The organism is Microcoleus sp. Aus8_D2, from assembly GCF_036702665.1.
Lineage (GTDB): Bacteria > Cyanobacteriota > Cyanobacteriia > Cyanobacteriales > Microcoleaceae > Microcoleus.
In genome coordinates this window covers 91,613-117,953 of the sequence record NZ_JAUBUN010000005.1, presented here as the reverse complement: position 1 = coordinate 117,953, position 26,341 = coordinate 91,613, and the positions used below count along the sequence as shown (strand labels likewise).

General features: G+C 44.7%; 21 protein-coding genes. 10 read left to right on the top strand and 11 right to left on the bottom strand.

From position 1 onward, the window contains the following. Positions 1-102: 102 nt before the first annotated feature. The gene (gene cas3 / locus QUB64_RS05765; RefSeq protein ID WP_333265770.1) at positions 103-2,286 is read right to left on the bottom strand and encodes a type I-D CRISPR-associated helicase Cas3'; all 2,184 of its coding nucleotides are present in this window, start codon (positions 2,284-2,286) and stop codon (positions 103-105) included. A 97-nt stretch (positions 2,287-2,383) separates the two neighbouring features. On the opposite strand from cas3, the gene QUB64_RS05760 reads away from it, so the two are divergent. Next, entirely contained in the window at positions 2,384-3,250 is an 867-nt protein-coding gene (locus QUB64_RS05760; RefSeq protein ID WP_333265768.1) for a WYL domain-containing protein, read from the top strand. A 349-nt stretch (positions 3,251-3,599) separates the two neighbouring features. Here the strand turns inward: QUB64_RS05760 and QUB64_RS05755 are convergent, their stop codons facing one another. Beyond that, on the bottom strand, positions 3,600-3,809 hold the full coding sequence (locus QUB64_RS05755; protein WP_333265766.1) for a hypothetical protein: 210 nt from the start codon (positions 3,807-3,809) through the stop codon (positions 3,600-3,602). Between the two features lie 261 nt (positions 3,810-4,070). Here QUB64_RS05755 and grxC point away from each other — a divergent pair, with 261 nt between their 5' ends. Continuing rightward, positions 4,071-4,385 (top strand): glutaredoxin 3, encoded by a 315-nt coding sequence (grxC, locus tag QUB64_RS05750; RefSeq protein WP_333265764.1) that lies wholly within the window; start codon positions 4,071-4,073, stop codon positions 4,383-4,385. Between the two features lie 209 nt (positions 4,386-4,594). Here grxC and menD read toward each other — a convergent pair whose 3' ends face one another. From menD to QUB64_RS05735, 3 genes are all read right to left on the bottom strand, one after another. Beyond that, positions 4,595-6,457 carry a 2-succinyl-5-enolpyruvyl-6-hydroxy-3-cyclohexene-1-carboxylic-acid synthase gene (menD, locus tag QUB64_RS05745; RefSeq protein ID WP_333265762.1) on the bottom strand — a complete coding sequence of 621 codons (1,863 nt, stop codon included), beginning with the start codon at positions 6,455-6,457 and terminating at the stop codon, positions 4,595-4,597. A 180-nt stretch (positions 6,458-6,637) separates the two neighbouring features. After that, positions 6,638-8,071, bottom strand: a complete 1,434-nt coding sequence (locus QUB64_RS05740) for an isochorismate synthase (protein WP_333265760.1) — start codon at positions 8,069-8,071, stop codon at positions 6,638-6,640. Positions 8,072-8,137: 66 nt separating this feature from the next. After that, positions 8,138-8,341, bottom strand: coding sequence for a hypothetical protein (locus QUB64_RS05735; protein ID WP_333265758.1), 204 nt, complete (start codon positions 8,339-8,341; stop codon positions 8,138-8,140). 135 nt (positions 8,342-8,476) lie between these two features. Here QUB64_RS05735 and menA point away from each other — a divergent pair, with 135 nt between their 5' ends. From menA to QUB64_RS05710, 5 genes are all read left to right on the top strand, one after another. Beyond that, complete coding sequence (menA, locus tag QUB64_RS05730) at positions 8,477-9,373, top strand: 2-carboxy-1,4-naphthoquinone phytyltransferase (protein ID WP_333265756.1); 897 nt, start codon at positions 8,477-8,479, stop codon at positions 9,371-9,373. Between the two features lie 138 nt (positions 9,374-9,511). Further along, on the top strand, positions 9,512-10,312 hold the full coding sequence (menH, locus tag QUB64_RS05725) for a 2-succinyl-6-hydroxy-2,4-cyclohexadiene-1-carboxylate synthase (RefSeq protein WP_333265754.1): 801 nt from the start codon (positions 9,512-9,514) through the stop codon (positions 10,310-10,312). 293 nt (positions 10,313-10,605) lie between these two features. After that, positions 10,606-11,616 (top strand): o-succinylbenzoate synthase, encoded by a 1,011-nt coding sequence (locus QUB64_RS05720; protein ID WP_333265752.1) that lies wholly within the window; start codon positions 10,606-10,608, stop codon positions 11,614-11,616. Then, on the top strand, positions 11,595-12,029 hold the full coding sequence (locus QUB64_RS05715; RefSeq protein WP_333265750.1) for a hypothetical protein: 435 nt from the start codon (positions 11,595-11,597) through the stop codon (positions 12,027-12,029). The genes QUB64_RS05720 and QUB64_RS05715 overlap by 22 nt, the downstream gene beginning before the upstream one ends. Next, positions 12,026-13,105, top strand: coding sequence for a 2-succinylbenzoate--CoA ligase (locus tag QUB64_RS05710; protein WP_333265748.1), 1,080 nt, complete (start codon positions 12,026-12,028; stop codon positions 13,103-13,105). Before QUB64_RS05715 ends, QUB64_RS05710 begins: the two co-directional genes overlap by 4 nt. A gap of 218 nt (positions 13,106-13,323) precedes the next feature. Here QUB64_RS05710 and QUB64_RS05705 read toward each other — a convergent pair whose 3' ends face one another. The 4 genes from QUB64_RS05705 to QUB64_RS05690 form a co-directional block, all read right to left on the bottom strand. Continuing rightward, positions 13,324-14,295, bottom strand: coding sequence for a putative 2-dehydropantoate 2-reductase (locus QUB64_RS05705; RefSeq protein WP_333265746.1), 972 nt, complete (start codon positions 14,293-14,295; stop codon positions 13,324-13,326). Between the two features lie 223 nt (positions 14,296-14,518). Then, the gene (locus tag QUB64_RS05700; protein WP_333265744.1) at positions 14,519-14,926 is read right to left on the bottom strand and encodes an acyl-CoA thioesterase; all 408 of its coding nucleotides are present in this window, start codon (positions 14,924-14,926) and stop codon (positions 14,519-14,521) included. 159 nt (positions 14,927-15,085) lie between these two features. Then, positions 15,086-15,532, bottom strand: a complete 447-nt coding sequence (locus QUB64_RS05695) for a tellurite resistance TerB family protein (RefSeq protein ID WP_333265742.1) — start codon at positions 15,530-15,532, stop codon at positions 15,086-15,088. A 416-nt stretch (positions 15,533-15,948) separates the two neighbouring features. Further along, complete coding sequence (locus QUB64_RS05690) at positions 15,949-17,253, bottom strand: ATP-binding protein (protein ID WP_333265741.1); 1,305 nt, start codon at positions 17,251-17,253, stop codon at positions 15,949-15,951. A 104-nt stretch (positions 17,254-17,357) separates the two neighbouring features. Here QUB64_RS05690 and QUB64_RS05685 point away from each other — a divergent pair, with 104 nt between their 5' ends. Further along, positions 17,358-17,711 (top strand): TMEM14 family protein, encoded by a 354-nt coding sequence (locus QUB64_RS05685; protein WP_333265737.1) that lies wholly within the window; start codon positions 17,358-17,360, stop codon positions 17,709-17,711. Positions 17,712-18,318: 607 nt separating this feature from the next. Here the strand turns inward: QUB64_RS05685 and QUB64_RS05680 are convergent. Next, positions 18,319-19,344, bottom strand: a complete 1,026-nt coding sequence (locus QUB64_RS05680; protein ID WP_333265735.1) for a hypothetical protein — start codon at positions 19,342-19,344, stop codon at positions 18,319-18,321. 121 nt (positions 19,345-19,465) lie between these two features. Here QUB64_RS05680 and QUB64_RS05675 point away from each other — a divergent pair, with 121 nt between their 5' ends. Next, positions 19,466-20,950, top strand: coding sequence for a hypothetical protein (locus QUB64_RS05675; protein WP_333265733.1), 1,485 nt, complete (start codon positions 19,466-19,468; stop codon positions 20,948-20,950). 406 nt (positions 20,951-21,356) lie between these two features. On the opposite strand, the gene QUB64_RS05670 is transcribed toward QUB64_RS05675, so the two are convergent. After that, positions 21,357-23,876, bottom strand: coding sequence for a protein kinase domain-containing protein (locus QUB64_RS05670; protein WP_333265731.1), 2,520 nt, complete (start codon positions 23,874-23,876; stop codon positions 21,357-21,359). 918 nt (positions 23,877-24,794) lie between these two features. On the opposite strand from QUB64_RS05670, the gene QUB64_RS05665 reads away from it, so the two are divergent. Beyond that, positions 24,795-26,024 (top strand): glycosyltransferase, encoded by a 1,230-nt coding sequence (locus QUB64_RS05665; RefSeq protein WP_333265729.1) that lies wholly within the window; start codon positions 24,795-24,797, stop codon positions 26,022-26,024. The last annotated feature ends 317 nt before the right edge of the window (positions 26,025-26,341 follow it).

Sequence of the window (26,341 nt, the reverse complement as noted above, 5' to 3'; positions counted from 1 at the left end):
CTAGGGAGTCTATATAAGCTGTGACTCGTGATGCTTTCACAGTCAGTAGTGAAAAAAGTTGCAGATTGTTGACTTAACCCAAATCCCTATCATGGATTGAAACTAACAAATCCATATTTCATCCCCCTTGCTTTTGAGCCAGTGCGCCAGCGTGTCCACCAACAAAGCCGACTGGCCAAACGCTATAGAATAAGGTGCAGTCGTATCGTGGAAACTGTACCGATCGCAAATCGGATAAATCTGAAAGTGCATCGGGAGTCGCAGGCGCAATCGGACTTCAGCCACCGGATGGCGCAGCACATAACAAACCAATGCTTGCTTCTTCAAACGCTTGTTGATTTCCCCGAACCAATAATTCTCAGGTGGCCAAACCTCAATTCCCGTTAAAACCTGAACTTTCCAAGCAGAAGATTGTTCTTCTAAAAGACCAGAATAAGTAAATTTCCAATTCAGTCTTTCCTCCCGATAACTATGCAACTTCAAAAAAGCAAGACAGTGCTTAAATCGACCTTTGGCAATCGGTTGCCCGATCCGTTCCGATGTCTCCTTCAACATTCGCATAAATCCAGCTTCCGTCATCGGTTCGATTTCCAAGTTGCTCAAAATTCCTGGTAAATCGTAAGTTTTAAATCTGTCTGCCTCATGGGAATCGGTTAAATCGTAGATGCCACATTGCAGGGGACTAGAACCTCGAAAACTGCTAGCATCCTCAACGATCGGATTTCCTGTCTTATTTCCCGATAATTCTCGCCACTCTTTGCCCCACCGTTTAATATCACCTGCTACTGTCCTCAAGCTAGTTTTAAATACTTTTTGACACGATTCCTGAAAAGCCTTCTGACTTGCTGCGTACTGCTGTTTAATTGTCTGGTGTCCTAATTCCCAGCAAATTTGAACTGACTGCACCGCGCCCCACCGCGAGTAATATCCCTCAAAATTGTTGATTTGGCGGTACTGTTCGCGAATTTGTTGATAGAAAAAAGGACGGTCATAAATCCCATTAGGTTCTAAAATTGGCTCTTCACCTGCAAACAAGCGTTCAACTAAGAAATTAGGGATGAGTGCTATGGCTGTGAAATTTTGAAACTGCATAAACTCTCCATTGCGATCGTTGCAGCCATCGTGTCGCCCCAACCTTCCTAATCTTTGAATGAAGTTGCCCCCATCGGCAGATTCAAAAATTAGCAAATTGATTTTGAAGTCTACCCCGACATCAATCGTACTGGTACCGAGAACTAAGTCTGACGAGAGCGATCGCTCTTTTTCCGTTTTTCCCGACAACCCGGTATTTTCGCCAACAACTAAACCGTGAGGCTGGAACAATTCCCGGAAAAATGGTGTCAGCCGCTTGACGGCAGCAATTGAATTCAGGATAATAGCTCCTTTACTTCCCGGATATTTTTGAAAGTGATTCAGGATGAGAGTTGCACTGTCTTTCAGCCAAGTTTCCGAAGCTTTTGAAGTTGGTTCTAGGGAAATAAAAGTCAGCGTACTTTCCCTCAATATCTGCCGCCAACCGTCGGATTTCAACTGTTCGATTTCCGCAGGGCGATCGGGAAACTGATATTTTCCTGCTTTTAAAGGGTCAATAGTTTGACAGCGAAACCCTGCTGTTTCTAGTCTGTTAATTAATTGGTCATCTGGAGTTGCTGACAGAAATACAAACTTTTTCCGGCGGTTTGTATGACGAATTAATAACATGGTATTGGCGACGCTGCCAGTTTGGGGAGTCGCCAAAACATGAAATTCATCAGAAATGAATAGGTCAAAATCTTTGTCGATGCGACCCCACAGTTTATCGGGGCTATCTTCAGAGCTTAAATAAGCTCCTCGGTGCAAATGGTGCAAGATATCGGGGTTAGTTAATAAAATCTCTGATTGACCTGTGCGAGATGCGATCGCGGCTGCTTTTCTCAATCCTTCATTTTCTGCATAGATTTCTAATTCCGAGCCGCTGAGTCGCACCACGCGGGGTTGATGTTCGGGCTGGAATTGTTCGATATAGTGCTTAAATTGAGTTTCCTGATCTCGCGCCAGTTCATTCGTAGGATACAGCCAGATTGCACAACAAAAGGTCTGCAATGTTTCTAAAGCAGCGGCTAAACTTTTACCATCACCAGTTATCGCCGTATTGATGATGACATCAATATTCGGATCGCGAATTGCTTTTAAAGTTTCGAGTTGATGCCAAGAAAGTGTCCAACCTTCCGGTAATTTGAGTCCGTGGGGAATCTCCGCAGCGGGACAGGAATAAACGGATTTGAGAGTAATTTGGTAATCGGACATATGCTGAAACTGTGTCCGTAGAAAGTGGATATTTCCCATATTGACACCGACAATAGAGATAATCAACCCTGTATCAAGATAAAGTGTCCGTATACTTATGAGTCGCAAAGGTCAATCGATCACTCTGTCGGTTTCTGAACGGGATAAAGCTGAGTTGGAAGCTTTGGCCGAAGAATTCGGGAAGACGTGGGGCGATCGCCCGAACATATCCAAACTGATAGAAGCGATCGCCCGCCGCCAACTGACGATCGCCCCCAACCACGACTGGCCGCAAACCCGCATCCAAGCCCTGGACATCGCCCGACAGGAATTACTAGACTTGGGCAAAATTGATGAAGCGCTGGCAATTGCCCAATTATTGAGCGATCGCAGCGAACTGACTCTCCCTTTTCGGGCTGAAATCGATCGGTTTTTGAGCAACCCCTTACCTGTTTGGCGGCAAAAAATCGACCATTTTATTCACAGACAGCAACCTTTTCGCCTGTCTTACCGGGATGCCAGCGATCGCCTTTGGCATTACACGATCTTGCACGCTCGCATTGTCCCCATTGAAAAGCGACAATATTTAATGTGTCGCTGCGAAGAGTCTGAGGGAAATCAAGATGTACCGGGACTCGAACACAATTGGACGCTACTCCTCCATCGCATTGAAGATGCTGCGGTGATTTCGGTCGATCGACCTTGGCTGCCAGATTTAGCCCGGATTCCCGTAGAATTTCATCTATCCGGCAGACTTGCCTTTAATTACAGGCGCAAGCACGAAGATGAGTTCGTCAGCGAACCAGAAGGCGATCCACCGATCAGGCGGGTGATTCGGAATATCTCAAATACCTTCTGGTTTTTTCGCGAAATTGCTCCTTATTGGGAAGATTGCGCGATCGTCTCCCCAGACAGCGTGCGCGATCGCTTCCAACAAAAGCTGATCGCCCTCTGCCGCCATTACAACCTCGCAATCCGCGATTAGAACACGATATTAACTGGTTCCTAGGCTGTGCCTGGGAACCCCGATCCAGAGGCTCTGCCTCGCCTCGCCTAAGAAGGAGGCAGAGCCTCCGGATCTGCGTTACCAGGCACAGCCTGGTAACGAGTAAAAAACTCGGTTTCTGACAACCCGTCCAAAAAAAAGCAGCCCGTTACAGGCTGCACGTCGAAAAAAACCGTTGTTTTGTTGGAGGAGAAAACTTTAAATCGAATTCAATTTGCCGTTATATCAAGTCTCTAGGACTCCGGCGGGCGATCGGCTGCCAACCAATTTCGCCATCTTTATCTACCGCTGACTCACCTTACCATCAGAACTAAAGTGAAAATCCTCGTTACGCTGAAAGTTCGTTGACCATTTTCACGCGGCCTCTGATGACTGCCCGCAGCAGGCGGTTGACACAGCCTCTATCTTCGTCATTCAGCGACTCGTCCAAAGTAGCGGCCATCAAACCGTAGCGATCGGCTAAAGTCAAAACGCCTGTGTCGGTTACAGAAGCGAGGATTTCAGAGATAGCGCCGGGGAGGAGTTGTAAAGCGTTCATGGCAGTGCGGTTGAATTCGATATATTCATAATCCCTTGATTTCCTGAAAAGATCAGTGATATTAAGGAGGTTCCGCAGGTGATTATTTGGGATGAAAGCAAGTGATCCGAGTAGAGTAAATATGTGACACGCATCACAGGGCAAAAGGTAGCCGCGGGTAATGGCATCCCACCCTAACCTTTCGTAGGACGCGGGATTGACGGCGTTTAGCTAAAATGACTTAATCGCTCAATCTGTTCAAAATTTACCCCAGTACCGAAAATGCTTGATTTTCTGAATCCTATTTTGGGCCGATCGCCCGATCGCATCAAAGCCAATGTTGAGATTTACACTTGGCAAACCTGTCCCTACTGCATTCGGGCAAAAACCTTATTGTGGTGGAAAGGCGTCAATTACACGGAATACAAAATTGATGGCGATGAAGCTGCTAGAAATGCGATGGCCGATCGGGCTAACGGCAAACGCAGCGTCCCCCAAATCTTTATTAACAACCAACACGTCGGCGGCTGCGATGACATTCACAAACTTGATGGCGATGGAGAATTAGATGCGCTGCTAGCCCAACCAGCAGTATAGGTTCGTAGTGAGGACTTTAGTCCTTAAATCTTTAAATAAAGGACTAAAGTCCTCACTACGAACCTTTAGCATATGATGTTAGTAGTAAGGACTTTAGTCCTTAAATTATTAATTTAAGGACTAAAGTCCTTACTACGAACCTTTAGCATATGATGTTAGTAGTGAGGACTTTAGTCCTTAAATCTTTAAATAAAGGACTAAAGTCCTCACTACGAACCTTGGGCAAATTTACCTATATTGTCTTGCCGCCATTTAGCATCTGTACGCCTGTTGGTTGGCAATTCTAAGACCCGAATCCCACTATTTGGCAGCGCCAAAAGTTTTTGTTTTAACAGTTCCCAATCGTTGATTATCTCGTGTTCCACGCCGTAAGTTGCACACAAATGAGCAAAGTTGATATGCTGCGGCGTGGCAAAAAATTCTTCAAAGGGCGGGTCAAATTTGGCAACGGGCAACATTTCAAAAATTCCGCCGCCGTTGTTATTAATTAAAATAATTGTCAGATGACCGACAAATTTATTTTTAATTAAAAAACCGTTCGTATCGTGCAGAAGTGTTAAATCGCCTGTTAATAAAATACTGCTTTGATGGCGGTGGGCAACTCCTAAGGCTGTTGATAATGTGCCGTCTATGCCGTTGGCGCCGCGATTGATGTAAGGTTTGATTTGTAAGTTGTTTGGTTTCCAGAAAAACTCGACATCTCGGACTGGCATACTGTTAGCAATAAATATTGGTGTGGCTGGTGGCAATATTTGGGAAAGCAGCCAAGGAATTTTGGGTTCGATGATGTTGGTGATTGCTGCCATTTTCTGGTCGATTGCTTGTCTGACTTTGGTTTCGGTGTTGCGCCAAAGTTGGAGGTATTCGTGGGATGGAGAGGTTTTAACCCCCCCTAACCCCCCCTTGTTAAGGGGGGGGATTTGAGGGGAGTTTGTGGGAGAGGTTTTAACCCCCCCTAGCCCCCCCTTGTTAAGGGGGGGGACTTGAGGGGAGATAGTTGCGAGATTTTCTATGGAGGTTCGCAGGTGAATTGTTTGGCCGTGTAGGGGATCTATGTTGTGGTGGCTGGGGTCGATTATGTAGCGTTTGGGTTGGGTTTTTTCTAGCCAGTTTCGGAGTTCTTTACTTGTGGGTAAGTCTCCGATTTGAATGGCGATTTCTGGGGTTAATTTTTCGGCTAGTTCGCGGTTTCGCAGGATTAAATCGTAGGTGGAAATTAGATTAGGGTTGAGTTGGGCGTGGTTTCTTAAGGGCGATAATCCTTCGGCTAAGACTGGCCAGTTTAATAGTTGGGAAATTTGGCCGATCGCACTACAATACTTTTCGGCATCTTGAGGCTGTGCAACCCCCGCAATAATTATCCCTTTTTCAGATTCCTGCCATTGTCTTAATGTACTTCCTGCTCCCCCCCTTAGCAAGGGGGGGCTGGGGGGGGTAAAGGTTTCTACTACAACAATCGCTTCTAATCCTGCAAAGAAATATTCTGAATCAAATTGTGTTTCTAAAGCTTCTACAGCAATATCTGAAATGGGTACTAGCGGATCGCGCAGGGGAATGTTGAGGTGGACTGGGCCGGGTGTGGGAAAGGTCGATCGCTCGATCGCATACACGATCGTCTGTCGCAAGTAACCCAGCATCCCAATTTCGGCAGCAGGTATGGCTAATTCGGCTTGCCAGTTGGGATAATTGCCGTATAGTTTAATTTGGTCGATCGCCTGTCCAGCGTGACAGTCGCGTAATTCGGGGGGTCGATCTGCTGTGAGAATTAGCAGCGGAATTCGACTTTCACGGGCTTCTATTATCGCCGGATAAAAGTTGGCTGCGGCGGTTCCTGAGGTACAAATTAGGGCGGTTGGTACACCGGATTTTTTGGCGATTCCTAAGGCGAAGAAACTCGCAGATCGCTCGTCAAGTATGGGGATAGTTTCTATTAACTTATTCTGGGCGAAAGCGATAGTTAGCGGGGCCGATCGCGAACCGGGACAAATTACGGCTGTGGTTAGTCCGAGTCGCTGTAATGTCTCGGCTATGATGGAAGCCCAGAGGGTGTTTGTGTTGCGAAAGTCAAGCATTTTTTTGTTTTGGCGGATAATATTTTATGACATATAACGGTTCTCAATCAAAGCTTAAGAAACCGGGTTTTTTCGAGATTGAGGGTTTTTGGCTAGTATTGGGTGAAAAACCCGGTTTCTGGCTACCCATATCTAAGTCTTAAATTACCAAATTTTTAGCCACGTACTCATGAGACATTCCTAAACTAAAGCATTTAAAAGTGCTTGTAATTTTAGTTGAATTTCTGCTAGTTCTTTATCTGGTTCCGAACCTGCGACAATACCAACACCAGCATGAAGTATAGCGCGAGATCCATCGATTAAAGCCGATCGAATGCCGACAGCAAATTCGCCGTTACCAGTGCGATCGATCCAGCCCAGGGGTGCTGCATACAAAGAGCGATCGCAGATTTCGCCGCCCTGAATTTGCTGTAGGGCGATATCCCTCGGTACGCCCGCTACCGCTGGCGTTGGATGCAGTTGGGCTAAAATTTTCAACAAGTGAATATCTGGGGGAATTCTCGCCCTGATGGGTGTCCACAAATGCTGAATGTTGGATAGTTGCAGCAGTCTCGGTAGCGGGGAAAAGTCGGGATGGATGCCGAGACTCGACAGGCGATCGACTATAAAGTCAATTACAGCTTGATGTTCTCGAATATCCTTTTCGCTGTTGAGTAAATCTTTGCCTAAATTCCCATCTTCCGCTTCAGTTTTTCCCCTGGGTGCAGAACCAGCTAAAGCATCTGTGATTAACTGATTGTTGTGAATGCTAATTAAGCGTTCTGGACTAGCACCGATAAATTGCTGACCTTGGCCGTTACTGGTAGAAAACACGTAGCAACCTGGATAGGTGAGGCGCAAATTATTTAAGGAATCTATTAAACTAAAAGGGGTTTGGGAAATGACATTTATGGCTCGTGACAACACAATTTTACTGAAATATTTAGACTCGATTAATTCTAAAGCCGACTTGACCGATGTTTTAAATTGAGCGGCATCATTCACAGGGATTTGTTTTAAATCGCTAATTTTTTTGCCGTCTATAGCTAATTTTATGTATTTTCGATCGGCGATTTTATCAAATTGTTTGCCAAGAGCTTCAGTAATAATTTTAACATTTATATTTCGGTCTATCCTGGCATTGGCGACAATAGTACAGCTATCTTTGAGGCGAGTAATTTGCCATTTGGGTAAAAATATGGTGCCTGGGGGAAAGTAAGAATTGGCGGCGACATTCTCATCGAAAAAGGCAAAGCTACAAAAAAAGTGCGGGCCGCTAAATGGCAAGCGTTCCGTACCGATGGTAATTGTTTGGGAAAGACTTGATTGAATAAAATTTTGAGCTGTGGTAAATCGATCGCTTCCTGCTACGGTGAGATCGATCGCCGAATCTAGGGCGGCGATCGCAAAACTCTTGCCTGCAATAGGGTCTCTTTTTTCAAAGTAAAAGTGTCTGCCATCGGGTGCGGAAATCTCTTGCAGTACCGCTAGCGGATCGACGGGGGCAATCTCCTGAGAAATACTAACTATTTTTGTTTGATCTTTTTCGGTTAAAGACTGCTGGCAATCTAACAGCAACTGATGCAGTTGATTGCGGTCTTGCAAAAGATTGGTGCGGTGCGGTATTACTGTCATGAAATCGAGAATAGCAGATTTGTCAGAAAGAGTGCGGTTTTGTCCCGCTATAATCCCTATTTCGATCTAAGCACGCTCGGGCGATCGCCAAACATGACGTTTAGAGTTTCCCCACTGTTGGGGCGCGCTGCGGGCAGAAAACAGACGATTCTCTTCTGCAATATCTGCCAACGCGCGATCGCCCGAAACATTTAGACATAAAACTTTAAGATTGAGAGGGCGAATCTCGGTAAAAGGCGATCGACCCCGCTCTTGTTTACCGGCGGGCATTCCCGGGCGCGCAGCGTGCCCGCAAAAGCTATCAACGGATGCCGGAGGCGCACTCAGCCGGATACAGAGCAGACATTCTTCACCAATAAAATTGTAAAATTACTGAGCTGCTATCAATTGCATCAAGTTTGTGTAATGACAACAAAGATAATTGAGCGTTCAAATAGTAAATTGTGGCTGGCGGCAATCAAGCCGCCCATGTACAGCGTTGCGGTGATTCCTATTTCAGTAGGAACTGCAATTGCTTTTGCCGAAACTCAAACGATTAATTCGTCAATTTTTTTGACTTTTTTAATGTCAGCCATTTTGATTATAGCATGGCTGAATCTCACGAATGATGTATTTGACTCGGAAACAGGGATAGATAAAAATAAAGCACATTCTTTGGTAAACTTAACCGGAAATAAAGCTTTAATTTTCTGGCTAGCTAATCTGTTTTTAGCAATCGGAGTGTCGGGAATCTGCGCTATTTCCTGGTGGCAAAAAGACCCAACAGTAATTTTGCTAGTAGTTTTGTGCTGCGCCCTCGGCTATACTTATCAAGGGCCGCCGTTTCGTTTGGGCTATCAGGGTTTAGGAGAATTTATCTGCTTTTTTACCTTCGGCCCGCTAGCTTTAGCCGCTGCTTATTACAGTCAAACTCAAACTTGGTCTGCTACTAATTTTGCAGCTTCGGCTATCGTGGGAATTACTACGAGTATCATCTTATTTTGTTCTCACTTCCATCAAGTTGAGGACGATTTGGCGGCGGGAAAAAAATCGCCGATTGTCCGCATCGGTACGCAAAAAGGTGTGCAGTTGTTGCAGTGGTTGTGCGGTAGCGTTTATGCTTTGACTGTGCTGTTTGTGGCGTTGCGAATGTTCCCAATTTGGACGCTGTTGATTTTTGGGAGTTTGTTTTTTGCGATCGACCTTTGCCGCCATGTCGCAGACTATCACGACCAACCAACAAAGGTCAGCAACTCTAAGTTTATCGCAGTGACGCTGCATTTTACAAGCGGTTTGCTGCTGGCGCTGGGGTTTGTGCTGTAAATCGGGCGATCGAGAATTCCGGTAAAATGCAATCTTAGGTTCGTAGTGAGGACTTTAGTCCTTCCCCTAAGATTTTAGTCAAGAAGGACTAAAGTCCTTACTACAAACATAACGAAATTTAACTAATAATTGTCCTAGATGTTAAATTTTACTAATTATCACTTTCACTATACTTTAACTGGCAACAAAAATCTGCCAATAATTCTATTATTGCACGGATTCACGGGCGACAGTCAAGACTTTAGCAGCGTCATTTCCTTGCTATCTAAAAAATATTGCTGTCTCGCAGTTGACCTTCCCGGCCACGGACAAACCAGAGTCAGCGGCGACGAAAGTTGCTACAATATCTCAAATACAGCCGAAGCATTGATCCACTTATTAGATGAATTACAAATAGACAAATGTTTGTTGTTGGGCTACTCAATGGGCGGGCGATTGGCGCTGTACATGACATTACATTTTCCTGAAAGATTCGAGAAAGTCGTGTTAGAGTCAGCTTCTCCAGGATTGAAGACGGAAAAAGATCGATCGCACAGACGGCAAGCCGATTCACAAACAGCACAAAACCTCGAAAATAGCAACATCAAAGATTTTATCTTAAATTGGTACGATCGCCCTTTATTCAAATCATTAAAAAATTCCCCCAAATTCGAGCAACTCATAGAAAGCCGCTTAGCCAACAATCCCTTAGAACTAGCCAAATCCCTCCGCAACATGGGAACCGGCAACCAGCCCTCTCTCTGGGAAAAAATCGCACAAAATCAAATCCCCATTCTCTTGCTAGCGGGAGAATATGATGATAAATTTACAACTATCAATGCAGAAATTGCCAGCTTATGTCCGGCTGCTACTCTCAAGATTATACCAAAAGCTGGTCACAATATCCATTTTGAAAATATTGAGAACTTTGGCTCAGTCGTGAGACAATTTTATGATTAACGGGTAGTCAGAAACCGGGTTTTTTACGAAAATCATTCCTGGTTACCGACAAATCAGGTAAAAACCCGGTTTCTTGGGTCTTAGTGATGATTAACGGGTAGTCAGAAACCGGGTTTTTCACGAAAATAATTCGTTGTTACCGACAAATCAGGTAAAAACCCGGTTTCTTGGGCCTTAGTCATGATTAACGGGTAGTCAGAAACCGGGTTTTTTACGAAAATTATTCGTTTTCACCGACAAATTAGATAAAAACCCGGTTTCTTTCGCCTTAGTGATGATTAACAAAAAAGTAAATGCTATATAAATTCGACTTTCGCACCTATCAGCGAAATTTTAAGCGTCCGCTGCAAACAAGTCACGGCATTTGGGATGTTCGAGAAGGCATTATCCTGCGACTTGTTGACAAAAACGGTAGAATTGGCTGGGGAGAAATTGCCCCGCTGAGTTGGTTTGGTTCTGAAACTTTTGACCAAGCTTTAAAATTTTGTCAACAGTTACCTGCTAATATTTCATCAGAGATGATTTTTGCTATTTCCTCTAAATTACCTGCTTGTCAATTTGGCTTTGAGTCAGCTTGGGAAAATCTCACCGAAGTTATCGGAAATGCACTCCGTCAAGACAAAATCCCCAAAAAAATCTGTAGTGGCTTATTACCTGCTGGTGAAACAGCTTTGCAGGTTTTACCAATGCTTTGGTTGGAGGGATATCGGACTTTTAAATGGAAAATTGGCGTTGCTGCAATTGAGGAAGAATTAACTATTTTTCAGCAGCTAATTGCAGGAATGGACGATTTGTGCGATCGCCAAAAACCACTTTTGCGCTTAGATGCTAATGGGGGACTCACCTACTCCCAGGCGGAAAAATGGCTGGAAGCTTGTGATAGCGTCAAAGCAACACCCGATTTCGCCGCCGAGATTGAATTTTTGGAACAGCCGCTGGCGATCGCACAGTTTCAGGAAATGGTAAGATTGAATGCTACTTATGCAACGCCGATCGCCCTAGACGAATCCGCCGCCAATCTCGATCGCATCCAAGAATGCTACACCCAAGGCTGGCGGGGAATTTTCGTCATCAAACCTGCGATTGGCGGTTCTCCATCCCAACTGAGAAAATTTTGTCAAACTCATAATATAGACGCAGTTTTCTCATCAGTATTTGAAACCAAAATCGGCAGACAAGCAGCCTTAAATTTAGCAACAGAATTGTATCCAAATAACAAAGCATTAGGCTTCGGTACCGATAGCTGGTTCGACGACAATCAAGACACCTGGTTACAGCATCTATGGCAGAAAATCTCACAGTAAATACTCTGAATCTTCCCTTTGACTTGCCCGATAATTGGCTAATCGGTGGTGACAGCGGCGAATTTGCTCGAATTGTCGATCGGCAATTGCAACAAATCCGGCAAAATCAAACACGAGAAACACCCCTCAAAATTTGCCTAGTCGAACCAGAACCCGTGCAATTTATTGCCAGTTTCATCGCCGCCCGTGCCGCCAAATGCCAGATTTTCCTGTGCAATCCCAACTGGGTAAAAGAAGAATGGGAACAAGTCTTTAATTTAGTCCAACCAGACCTAATTTTAGGGCAAAATCCCAAAGCAAAAGAGAATCACACCAACAATTCCCAATTCCCAATTCCCAATTCCCAATTCCCAATTCCCAATTCCCAATTCCCAATTCCCAATTCCCAATTCCCAATTTTCAACAGATCATGATTCCCACGGGCGGTTCATCGGGAAAAATCCGTTTTGCCATCCACACTTGGGAAACACTCACAGCATCAGTCCAAGGTTTTCAACAATATTTTCAAGTTGACAAAATCAACTCGTTCTGTGTTTTACCATTATACCACGTCAGCGGTTTAATGCAATTTATGCGCTCTTTTACGACAGGCGGAAAACTGGCAATTGCGTCATTCAAAGCACTAGAAGCAGGCGAAAAATGCGATATCGAACCCGAAGAATTTTTCATTTCCTTAGTGCCAACTCAACTGCAACGGCTGCTGCAAAACCCAGATACAGCTAATTGGCTGTCCCGGTTTCGTGCCGTACTTTTGGGCGGTGCTCCCGCTTGGCCGGAACTTTTAGCAACAGCTAGAAACTATCAAATCAAATTAGCGCCAAGTTACGGGATGACAGAAACCGCCTCGCAAATTGCTACACTCAAGCCCGAAGATTTTCTCGCTGGTAATAACAGTTCCGGTCAAACCTTGCCCCACGCAAAAATAACTATTCGCAGTGCAAACGGCGATATTTTGTGCTACAATCAAATTGGAAAAATTGCGGTTGATGCTAAATCTTTGACCTTGGGTTATTATCCTGAACGATTTGGCGATCGGCAATACTTCCAATTAGACGATTTAGGATTTTTTGATAAAAATAACTACTTAAATATCGTCGGACGCAGCAGCGACAAGATTATCACAGGCGGAGAAAACGTATTTCCTTCGCAAGTCGAAGCCGCCATTAAGAATACCAATTTAGTTGCGGATGTTGCTGTAATTGGCTTGCCAGACAAAGATTGGGGTCAAGTCGTTACGGCTGTTTGCGTTCCCGCTAATTCCGAAGTTACTGTCAAAAACTTGCAAGCGGCAATAGAAGATAAGTTGAGCAAATTTAAGCGTCCGAAAAATTGGGTTGTCGTCGAACAACTGCCTCGGAATGCTCAAGGTAAAGTCAATCGAGAACAATTGCAAGAAATTGCGATCAAAATGGTTCGTAGTGAGGACTTTAGTCCGCATGAAGAAGGACTAAAGTCCTCACTACAAACCTGCAATCAAAATGGTTCGTAGTGAGGACTTTAGTCCGCATCCATCAAAGGACTAAAGTCCTCACTACGAACCTGCAATCAAAATGGTTCGTAGTGAGGACTTTAGTCCGCATCCATCAAAGGACTAAAGTCCTCACTACAAACCTGCAATTAAAATGGTTCGTAGTGAGGATTTTAGTCCGCATCCATCAAGGACTAAAGTCCTCACTACAAACCTATGAACCTACGAACCTATATCTATTAATCCACACCTAACAACCTTCTCGTCTTCTCAGCTTCTTGCCTTTGAACATCCACAAACTTCAACATTCGGTAAAGTACCTCTATTTGCGGCAACTTAATACCTGCTTTTTTAGCCACCCGCATCGGATTGCCAAAAATCGCTTCAACTTCCAGGGGACGCGATTCATCGTAATCGATTTTCATGCTAGTGCGGTAAGGCTTCATTTTCTCAGTGTAATCTAGCATATGCGGGATAAAGTCATCGGGAATAACGCGATCGCAACTTTTGGCCCCTGCTACCACTTCTCCCATGATTTCCTTGACTAAAATCAGAGTATCCGGATTCGCCATCAGTTGATCGGTTCTCGCATCCAAAATCACAGACAGCCCGTTATAAGGAATATTCCAAACCAGCTTTTTCCACCTAGACAATAGCAAATCTTCGCTCATTTTTATCGGAATGTGAGCGCGTTTAAAATCCCTAGCAATTTGGTGCAATCTATTCGTAATACCGATGGCTTGATAATTTTCTGCATATTCGCCCAGTGTGATTTCACCGTAATCTAGGTGGCAGATGTGACCGGGGCTCACTTTATAAGAACAGAGAAAACACAGCCCGCCCACCACTCGCTCTGCACCGACAATTTTAGCTACTTCCGGTTCGGTATTCAGTCCGTTTTGCAAGACTAAAACCGTGCCGTTATCCTTTAATAAAGGAGGCAAAAGTTTGGGCAACAAGTGATTTTGTGTGGTTTTCAGTGCGAGAATTACTACGTCGCACTTAGGCATTTTGTGCGCGTCGTGGTAGGCGCGGACTTGCGGAAGGGTGAAGTCGCCTTCGGGAGACTCGACAATCAAACCGTGTTTTTTGACGCGCTCGTAATCGCTGCGCAGCAAAAAATTGACTTCTAAACCGGCTTTTTGCAGTCTAGCACCGTAGAATCCGCCTAAAGCTCCCGTTCCCACTATGGCATAATTGCGATTTGTCATAATATCAAAAATTCAGATAAAATTATCAACAAACAAGAAATTTGACTGTCATTCCCTACGATTTTTGAAAGCTGGAATAGAACTTACGCAGCGACTTCAGAAACCCCGTTTCTTCGTATATTTCTCGTGACTAAGCCTTTTATTTTCGTAGAAACCGAGTTTCTTAGCCCCATAGGTAAGCACTGTAGAAGCAATCTAAAATCTAAAATCTAAAATCTAAAATCTAAAATTGCCCCATCCATTGCATCAAGTCTTCAGATAGCTGTTTTTTAGTTCTGCTAACTGCATCAATGCAGACGTGCTTAGTCAGAGCTTTAGCCGCGCTTCTTTCTGCAACTTCCCCTGAAAATATTTGATAGGCAATTTCAAATTCATCGCCAGCAACTTGTTTGGGCGTCAATTGAATCGTCAGCACATCGCCCGCAAACAGTGGGCGATAAAAATCTACACTAGCATGAATTATGGGAAAGGCAACCTCGGGATTGCCAAAAAATGCTTTGAGATTGATTCCCGATGCTGCTAGAGATGCCTCGTAAGCTTCGTGGCACATCGCCAAAACGTTAGCAAAGTAAACGACTCCAGCAGCATCGGTATCTTGAAAGCGCACAGTGCGGGTGTAAGTAAAAGGCATTTGAGGTAGTAGCGGGAGATCGCAAATTAAAGCTAAATTTTACCAACCATCATATCGGTAAACCCGCACTTTTGCAGCAGCGATCGGCTAAGCAAGCAGGCGCTAATTTTTTATATTCTCAAACTCGCCCTCCTCACTCCTTCCCCTTTCCCTTCTTTTTTAACCTTTGTTTTTAATCAACATCACGTCTATAATCTTGAGAGCAACTTCTTCGGAAAGATCCAATGCACAGTAAAGATCGTTCAAAAGTTGTTCTTCTTCTTCTGAAACCTCGCCATCTGCTAAAGCGATATCAGTTGTCACAGCAAAAACTGTTTCTTTGAGTTCGTCAGGAAGAGTTGCCAAAGCCGCATTAAACAGTACCTCAACTCCTTGTCGTTGCAGAATGTTCAGGAGGCGATCGAGCATTTTTCGCATCACGTCATCCGGATAGCTGCGGAACAGTTGCATCCGAGATAGCGTCATGCTAATCGCTTTACTTTCGCTCTCATTGATGTAACCGTCTGCTGCTACCGCAATTAGCGCGATCGCCGCAAATGCTTCGGCCGGCCCTAACGTTACGTCCGTTTGTTGGCGAGTCTGCGATACTTTGTCAAATAAACCCATAATACTTTCCTCATTCTTTAGTAGTGGATTCACGGAGTCCCTATGGGCTCTGGCTTTGGAAGCTTCCTTGGCTGGGCATTTTGACAATTATATCAAATCTGCTGAGTTATTTATTATTACTAAAATTATGAAAAAATTAAGATTTTTAATTTTTGCCATCAGCGCTGTAAGGGCGGGTGACAGTTGACAGTTGACAGTTGACAGTTGACAAAGGAAGTCCGAGGATTGGAGTAATGATATCGTTTCCGGTTGCATCGGTATTGTTTAAACCGTCAACAGTTAACAGTTAACAGTCAACATCACCTGACGGTGCAACCGGAATAGATATGAATCGTCTGATTTTAATTTCTCCCTAAAAGGGTTCCGGCTTTAAACCAATTATTTCTGGTAAAACTCGCTCTCCCAGTGCAGACCATCTACTTGTCAAACAAAGCTAAATCAGCTTTCAGAAAATCAACAAACTGCCGCGCAGTCCTTCCAGAGCGCCCGTTGCGGCGAGTTGCCCATTCCTTAGCGCGGTGTTCCAAATCCTCAACAGCGAGCTTGATGCCAGCAAGTTCGGCGAGATGTCGGACAATTGTTAAATAAGTGTTTTGATCCGCAGGTTCAAAAGTTAAAGTCAAGCCAAAGCGATCGCTAAATGAGAGTTTTTCCTGCACGGTATCCCAAGCGTGAACTTCATCACCGTCGCGGGGGCGAGGTCTGTCATCAAAAAACTCTCGAATTAAATGCCTGCGGTTAGATGTGGCGTAAACAACTACATTTTGAGGCCGGGCGGTGACATTTCCTTCTAAAACAACTTTCAAGGATTTAAAAGCATCATCATCTTCCTCAAATGAAAGGTCGTCAACAAAAATAATAAACTTTTGAGGAACTCCCCGCAACTTCTCCACAATTAGCGCTAAATCTTGCAAATCCGATTTAGATACTTCAATCAAGCGCAAATTGCGAGAGCCAAATTCATTTAACAGCGACTTCACCAACGAAGACTTACCCGAGCCGCGACTTCCGTACAGCAAGACGTGCAAAGCCGGATAACCAGCCAGCAAAAACTCTGTATTTTTCACCAGAGCATCCCGCTGCCAATCGCAGCAAACTAACTCTTTCAAATTTATGCGGTCGGGATGCGGAATACTTTTCAACTGCCCGGAACTCCACCCAAAAGCACGATATTCTGCAAACAAACCAGTGCCAAATTTTTGGTAATATTCTGCCAAAGATTCGGCAGCGCTCGGCCATTTTTCGATTTTTCCGTGCAGTGGTTTGTCGGCGTTTTCTGGTACAGTTTCGCAATGCCAAATTGGAGGCACTGCGTCAAGTTGACCCGCTACCCGCACCCATTTACTCAACTGCTCGCTGGTGCAGTCGTAAATATTTTGCAGCACTTCTAAATCATGTCTGGCTGCTTCCACTAAAGCGGGTGGCAAATTTGCAAAATCCGTTTGCTGAGCTAGGTGAGAAAAGGGATTTTCGTCTTTGAGAATTTGCAAAATTAGGGAATCTTTCCAGCTCAAATTTTGAGCTGCTTGAATTTTGAACCAGTTACCGTAAGCTACCTGACATTCTACACCGCTGAGTTCGCTGTGGTGGAGAGCTTGCAGCAAGTCGAGAAAAGCTTGACCTGCGGGGGTTTTGAGAACTGATTGATACAGCAGCAGGGATGCTGCTTGGCGTTGGAGGTAACGGATTTGGGCGATCGCAACAGAAGTTAGAGCTGACATAATGCCAATTGTATAACAGTTAGATATCTTGACTGGGTTTAATAAATTTTCTAACAATTTGTGACCGCAATCGCAGCTATCGCTGTATAAATTGAGATGAACTTGTGAAAATTGGGGCATTAAAAATGAATTTAGGTACAGCAGCGGCGATCGGCTACGGCGTTTTGACACTGATTGGCGGCATCATGGGGTACATCAAGGCCAAAAGCCAAGCCTCGCTGATTTCTGGGTTGATTAGCGGTTCGCTGCTAATTTTTGCCGGCAGCGCACAACTCATGGGACAAAGTTGGGGTTTAACATTAGCAGCAGCCATCTCCGCTGTTTTAGTAGTAGTCTTTATTGTACGGCTGGTCAAAACTCGTAAGTTTATGCCCGCTGGAATGCTTATTCTAGCTAGTTTGGCGTCTTTGGGCGCGATCGTTTACGAACTCAGCGGTCAATCAATGTTAGGTTTTTGATTTTAGATTTTAGAGTTGAGATTTTAGATTTTAGATTAACTCCAGAGCCTTGACTGGGAGCTTAAACTAAAGTCAATCGATTTTAGATTTTAGATTTTAGATTTTAGATTTACTCCACAGCCTTGACTAGGAGTTTGAACTAAAATCTAATTTTTTTGTCTCCCTGACTTAATTTTGTGGATTGCATAGCCTGTTTCAGAAACAATGCGGTAGGCTGGCAGTTTGCATAATTAGTAATTTAGTCGTGGACGCATGAGTACCCAGAAATCGGGTTTTTTAACTAATACCGTTGAGAAAAAATGTTGCTACATAACAATTTTTGGGTTTGTTTCGTTCATTCAATGTGTAAGGTGCGTCGCTATTAGATTTTCGCTCTTTTTTAGAGATTGTCGATGGATCCACACCCTACAGATACTGGCATTTTGCGTAATTGGTAATTTAGTCCTGGACGCATGAGTACCCAGAAACCGGGTTTTTCAACTAAAATCTCGCCAAAAACCCTTAATCTCGAAAAAAACCCGGTTTCTTGAGCCTGGTATTGCAACCAATGACAACTGACAACTGACAACTGACAACTGACAACTGACAACTGACAACTGACAACTGACTAATGATTGATAACTGATTCAATATACTGCTCAACTTCCCTGAGTTGCTGCCGCTGGTATTCCATCCAATCTTTTTCCGCCGATCGCTGTTGGGGTGTCTCTTGCTGGTACCGCGCCTGCTTCTCTAAAAAATTATTGTAGAACATCATCGCTTTTTCAACTGTTTGAATTGCTAGTTTCATGCGCTCCTCAAAAATTTCTAAAACCAAATTATCTAGGATTGACCCAATCACTTTACAAGACTCTTCAAAATCGATCAAACTGATTCCCATTTTGCTTTTATGAACCAGAGTTTCTACAGGCTCTCTCAAGGTTTCTTTAAAAGTCTTCACATAAGACTCTGGCAAATATTTCAGAGGTTCCGTAAACTTCGACACAATCTCGCCACCTATTGATTGCAGTCGCTCTCTAAATCTAGATTGACTCTTGAGGTCGAAGCATTCAATACAAACTTCAATTTTTTCTATATCAATAGATTGTAACTCTTGAAAAAGCAAATTAAGTTCATTCTCCACAATCAAAATCACTCGCTCTGCCTGGTAGTCAACTTCATTTCGCAACTCTTTGTGCAAATTATCTTTGTCAAAAAAACCGAGAGAATCTCTTTTAAACACTTGATTGTTTTTATCCCACAAAAACCACTGATTTTTTAACTTTGTAGCCTTGTCGCTCCACGATTTGCGAACTTTAACAACAGCATCATATTTGCCATGTTTTCCTAAACTGCGAATTCTCACATCGCATCCGCTGAGTTCGCCAAGTTGCTCCCAGACATCAACAGCAGATGCTTTCGCAATTCTCGGCTTGCTATTCCAGACATCTTCCGCCTGAGATACATCTTTGAAACATACCTGAACTAACCCCTTGAGTCTGAGGGCAGACTGCTTAATTTCCTCAATACAAGGTTCCACATCTAGGCTGAGGTGGGTAGCTGACTGTTTAATCTCCACAGATTGATATTCGTCTGCTAGTAATCGATCGCTAAACTGGGTAATAGCCTGGAATACCTTGAGATACTCATTCATTTCCTTTCATCCCTCCTTTCCCTAAATAGCATACAATACAGAACATCTGCCTTTTTGAATGCAAACTGAGTCATACAATTTGAGATTTTCCATTTTTCGATTTGAGAATTGGGAATGGGGAATGACTGATGACTATCATGGTTTGGATCGCGGGCCTACAGTTGCATTCTGTTTTTTAAACTGGTGTCACAACATGGATTATGTATTCACCCCTGCAACTCAGGCTAGACTCAATACTGGCAACCTCGTACAGCCTGCCACCAAAACAGGAAAATTGCTCCCCGCAGCTAGAGATCCGGTGACAGGGGAGTTTGTGGAGATCGCAAAAATATTTTATCCATCAACAACTGCAACTCTATCCCATCGCGGAGTTCTAGGATTGCTCGCACAGTTAGCCCGGGGCGGCCCCATACAGCCGCTCGTAGCTCCCGTTTACGTGACAGTCGCGCCGTTGCAGCTTGCTCAAACTCACCAGGGGTTTCAAAAAATATACAGAATGCTTAACTGTCTGAAAATTAATTTGGCTGTGATGCAAGCGACTGCTGCCGTCATTGGTATTGGCGCTGTATCGAGCACGGTTTTGTCAGCAGTCAACCTCGACCAAGTATTAAAAATCAGAGAAGAGGCAAAGCACCAGAAGCTAAAAATTAAAGACGGGTTTATCGATCTCCGATACATGCTCAAAGATCAGGGAGTAGAGGTGATCCAGCAGATTTTTAAGGTGGCTCACGACTCGAATTTTGAAATGCACCGCCAGAAACTGGTTAACGGTTACGATATTTTTTCTAAAGCTATCAAACGCTGCCAGTCAGCCCTGACAGTGCCAGATCTCAAACTTCGGAATTCCGAAATTAATAGCGGGCGGGATATGCTGTTTGAGGCTTTGAAAATTTATGACAATCCCGGTTTGTTGGAGGGGCTGTGTTCTGCCGGACAGCTCCGGCAAATGGAATGTGTTTGGGCGATCGAGCTGGCGCTGGGCGTTACGTTTCAGTTGCAGCGGGCCTACGATACGGTGAGCTCGCGCCTGCTCAAACTCCAATCAAAAATTCGTCAAGATCTTCTAACTGTTGTGAAAGGATGTCAATCGGAATCAGAACTTGATTTTTTATTTCCAGAAGTTACCAGGATTCTCGGTCACGATCTAAGTGTAATAGAATTTTGGCAAAATGAGGTAGATTGGATGCAAACTTTGTCTCCCAAAGAGCAGCACCAGTTAGCTAGTTTAGATAAACTCAGCGGCGATAATTTAAAAAGCAGCATCCACACTACATTCGCGGTATTAGCTGCGGAACCTTCACTTTATGACAATTTAAAGCAAAAGTCTCACTTTCTATCCTTGCGCGACCAGCTAGCCTTCGCTGTCAAGCCGGAACTGCGCCGGGGATACGAATTTTATGTCAGCGAGCAGGCGATCGCAACTGGCTATCTAGGTTTAGCTGCCTCGAACTGGCAAGAAATATCTGATTTGACTGTGGCTAACCTCTACTACTTTTTTCAAAATCGAGAAGATTCAACTGAAATTTCTCCCACTGAGGACGAATTAGAAACGCCTGCTTGGCACTTTCCCAAATCCTTAGAAACTGAGCTTAATTACTGCAATTAAATGACAGGCGATCGGTATTAGTAGGGTGCGGATCCCTGATTAATCCCTAAATTCTATCGACTTTTCGAGTGGATCCGCACCAAGCGACAATAGTATTCGTAGGGTGCAGATCCATCGACAATCCCTCAAGAAAGAGCGACAATCTTATAGCGACGCACCTTACACATGGGGCCCGTGGAAACAAGCCAAACACTTGTTTTGTAGCAAGACTTTTTATAAATGGTATGAGTTAGGTATTTTTCTCAGGATCCGCACCCTACGACTGTAAGCACAGGTGCGGAGCTGTGAGATTGTCGATATTGAGTTAGGGATTTTTTATGGATCCGCACCCTACGACTCCAGTAGCTAATGACGGCCCGACGGCCCGACGGCCCGACGGCCCGACGGCAGGACTAATGAATTCTGTTTACCTGAGCCACAACTTAATAGTATTGTCTTTAGAACCGCTAGCAATAGTTTTGCCGTCTGGACTAAAAGTCACCACATAAACCTCATCGGTATGTCCCGTCAAAGTATTCAACAATTCTCCGGTAGCAAAGTCCCAAATTTTAATAGTTTTATCCTTGCTCCCGCTCGCAATAAAATTCCCGTCCGGGCTGATAGCAACCGAGACAATATCGTCAGAATGTCCCTTGATCGAGCGAATTAAATCTCCTGTTTCGAGATTCCAGATTTTAATACTTTCATCGTAGGAACCGCTAACAATTGTCTTGCCATCCGGGCTGACAGCAACCGACCTTACCGCGTCGCCGTGTCCCTCCATAGTTTTGAGCAACCTCCCCGTTGCTACATCCACAATTGTAATTTTTTTATCCTTAGAAGCGCTCACCAAACTTTTGCCATCGGGAGTAAAAGCAACAGAATAAACAAAATCTGTATGGTCGGGTAAATTTTGCAGCAAATTGCCAGTTGCTGCATCCGAAATCTTGGTGGTTTTGTCTCCGCTGCCGCTAGCAACGACCTGTCCGTCGGGGCTGAAAGCGACTGACCAAACAGATGCAGTATGATCGAGGCTCCGAATCACTTGCCCTGTTTTCAAATCCCACAGCATGACTCTCCAAAAACCTGTTCCTGTCGCAAGTCTCGTACCGTTTGAGTCAAAAGCAACCGACCAAATGGTGGATGAATCTCCGCCAAAAGTGCGGATCGATTTGCCTGTGGCTAAATCCCAAATTTGGATGGTTTTGTCTTTAGAGCCGCTGGCTAACATTAAGCCGTCTGGACTGAAAGCAACAGCCCCAACTGGATCTGAATGCTGAGCGAAAGTTTTGACTTTGGCGTTTTTCCAGCGCAGACCGGCCCCGCACTGTTCCTGTAAGTTTTGAGCGGACGTATAGGTGCTGGAAGTGTTGGCAATTGTTGGGATTTGGCTGATGCAGCCTTCATAATTGCTTTCTTTATAAAGTGCATCGATTTGATTCAATTGTTGGGCTTCTTGCTGCACTCGCTGCTGCCTTTCTTGCCACTTGAGATATCCGTAAATTCCGCCGATCGCAGCTAAGAGAGCCGCCATCGTGGCTCCGGCGAGATAAGGATTTAATTTGCGAGGTTCTTTGAGGACAATTGCTGGGGCGCTGGCGCTGTTGTGGGCGATCGACAAATCCCCTTTTCCGTTCAGATTTACCTCCGGGGATACCGCCGGAATTGCCTGCACCCCGAGTGGAACAGCGCTGCTGGCTGGTAACGGATTGGGGTTGGGGTTGCGGTGTCCCTCCAAAACTGTGGCGATCGCCTTATACAATTTACCAAATAAAGATTTAGGAACGACTAATTCTTCGATTCTGGCGGCATCTTCGTCGGTAAGCCCTAAAACTTGCTGCAACCGTCTTAACTCCTCGCGAGTTTCCACAGAAAAGGGATATTCTTGCTGCATTGCTTCTTGCAGCGATTGTTCGTAGCGTTCGCCTTTTTCCCTGTATTTACGGTAAGGGTTCAATACCTCATCTTCGATCGCCTCTGCTTCTTCCGGCTGCAATTCCAAACTGACGCGCAATTCTTCTAATATTCTCCGACCGACGACTGTAATGTCACCGCGGCTGCTGCTGCGCCGATCGACTTCTTCGCGATAGATTGTCAGCTTGGGAATCCGCGCGCGCGATCGATCGCCAATTTTCCGCAAATCTGCCAAAGCCTCCGCCGCCGACTGGTAGCGCTCCCGAAAATCGTAGCGCACCATATTGTCCAAAACATCGGCCAGCCCTTGGGAACACGTCGCTAAATGGCGCCAAACAATTTCGCCTTTATTAGAATTTTTCAAATCCCGCAGTTTCGGCAAATCGTAAGCCGGCAAACCCGTCATTGCTTGGATGCCAATCATTCCCAAAGCGTAGATATCGCTGTTGAGTTGCGGGTTGTATTGAAATTGCTCGATCGGCATATATTCCAGCGTACCAATCCGCACAGTTACCGGCGCTTGTCTTTGAGCGATGTGAATTTCTTTCACCGAGCCAAAGTCAATCAAAACTAACTTATTGTCCGAATAGCGGCGAATTAAATTAGCTGGTTTAATATCTCGGTGAATTACGCCCTGTCCGTGTACAAACACTAAAATTTCTAACAGTTCCTTCAGCAAAGGAATCATTTGTTCTTCTGTTAGGGGTTTGCCCGGTACAATCTCAGTTGATAGCGAGTGACCGGCAATAAAGGATTCAACTAAGAAAAATTCTTCATTTTCTTCAAAATAAGCGAATAGCTGAGGGATTTGGTCGTGTTGACCGAGCTTTTCTAGAACTTCTGCTTCTTTTTGGAAAAGACGGCGCGTAGTATTAATTAATTTCGGTTCGCTGGTACCGGGACGCAGGTGCTTGACAAAGCACTGCGGTTCGCCCGGGCGGCGAATATCTTTGGCCAGATAAGTTTGTCCAAACTCTCCTGTTTCTATGACTTCAATGATTTGATAGCGTCCATCTAAAAGTTGGCTCACCATGATAATAACGCAGCCTTTTTTTGGTTGATTTTCGCAAGAAACAGTTTCACTTCTGGCAGGAATTGCAATTTTATGACGTAAGTAAGGCCGAGAGTTCCCGTTTTTCGGGTACGCAACGCGCACTCTTAAGCCTTTAGATAGCCGATCGAACAATTTGTTGCGCAAGCCCTGTATTTTTTAGAGTGCCACCTCGATGGTTGACTTTCTTTCTGTTATGAGTCGCAAGTCAGCCAGTCAGTCGATTTTAGATTTTCCATTTTTCGATTTTAGATTTACTTCGAGCTCCGTGAATCTGCGAGCTTGAACTTGAGTCTAAAATTTGGGGCTGCTCCCGACAAGAGTCGGAAAGCAAGTATCCGTTTTTTTTGGGTGGGGTGAGATTTTTTACATTTAAATTGCATATTTTTGGCGAGCCAGATTCCCACCTCACAAGCATTTAACTGTATTCCACCGCCACGGATCGCCGAATGCTCAATTGACTAATACTTTATTTTTTCAACATCTGCAAAGCTTGATATCCCAAAAAGAAAAAACCCAAAGCACCGAGTACCGCTATCGTGTCCGCCAACACATCGACTGTAAGAAATTCGCCCATTGCAATATCCTCTCTTGACTGATATCTATCCTCGGCTTTTCGGTCCCTGACTGGGTGAGGGGTCTTGCCCCTCGCTGCGGGCGAGCCGAAAGATGCTCACAAATTATAGCAAAGCAAGGGGCCCAAATTATACCATTTTAGATTTGAGATTTTAGATTGAAGAATTGGGAATGACTTATTCTGCATGGGTTTGGAGCTGGCCTACAGTTACATTCTTTTTAGGGGAGGCATAACTTTTCGGGCGATCGACTAGCTTTTTGTTTTAAAATTTTTTAATATTTAAGGAGACAAATTGTGCACCGAAATTTTGAGGTCAGTTCGCTTTGATATTGTTAACCCTGCTAATTTTTTCTCTAATCGTAAGTAGAGCTTACACTAAGAATTTGCGCCAATCGGTCAAAAATGCGCCTCGAACCGACAGCAGTGCAGCGAGGCCCTCACCGGAGCGCTCCCCGAAAGTTTCGGTAATCGTACCAGCATACAACGAAGCTGAGAATATTCGGGATTGCGCGATCGCCATTTTGGAGAGTACAGCCCTGTCTGCGGACAACCTAGAGGTTTTGATTGTAGACGATCGATCGACAGACGACACCAAGGCGATCGGGCAAACTCTGCAACAGCAGCTCAACGACCCCCGCCTTAAAATATTAGCAGGTCAGGCGCGACCTGCCAACCAATATTGGGCGGGCAAAAACTGGGCCTGCGCCCAAGCTGTGCAGCTAGCAACCGGAGACTTCTTATTATTTATCGATGCCGACGTGCGGCTCAAACCGGGGGCGATCGAAACGGCAATTGCAACAGCAGAAACCGAGAAAATAGACTTGCTAACCTGTATGCCAGCGCTGGTTTGCGAGTGTTTTGCCGAGTGGTTGGTGCAGCCGTTAATGTTCAATCACCTAGCAGTTTGCTTCGATTTTACGGCGGTTAATGATGCTGCAAAAACAGACAGTGCCTTTGCGGGCGGCCCATTTATGCTGTTTAGGCGATCGGCTTACGAAAAAATCGGCGGACACGAAGCAGTTGCCGGCGAAATTGTCGAAGATGTGGAATTAGCTAGACGCATCAAACGTGCGAATTTAAAGCTCGCACTTTATTCCGGGGCAAATTTGGCATCCGTGCGGATGTATCGCTCTTGGAACGCATTGTGGGAAGGCTGGACAAAGAATTTATATCTCGGTGCTAACCGCAGTTGGGGGAGGATGATTTACATGGCCACAATTATGTTATTTCTTTATCCGATGCCGTGGTTGGCATTAGGTATTTTGCTGGCTAACGGTGAAATTGCCAACATAATTACCAATTACCAATTAGCAATTACTAATTACCATTTGCCGATTACCTTGTTAACTATTTGTTTATGTGCGATCGTAATTGGGTACCATTACACTTTGCGCAGTTTGGGTGCCGAAATTTCTGACTGTCCGACGAAATACTGGTGGTTGGGAGGTTTGGGAGGGACGTTAATTGCAGCAATTGCGATCGGTTCTGCGATTAAAACCGAAACAGGTTGGGGATGGACTTGGCGCGGGAGAGCTTTGCAAATTAACAATTAATCCCCGATTTTGTGTTCACAAAAATTAGTAGTAGGGTGCGTCAGATGTGAGATTTGTAATCTGCATGAAAAGTCTAATTCTGACGCACCATGGAATTAATGGTGCGTCAGCTTGAAATTGTTGGTTTGTTCCGAAAATAATCATAGCTGACGCACCCTACTTTTACTATCTGTTTATCGGTAATCGTAATTGGGTACCATTACACTTTGCGCCGTTTGGGTGCCCAGATTTCCGACTGTTCGACGAAATACTGGTGGTTGGGAGGTTTGGGAGGGACGTTAATTGCAGCAATTGCGATCGGTTCTGCGATTAAAACC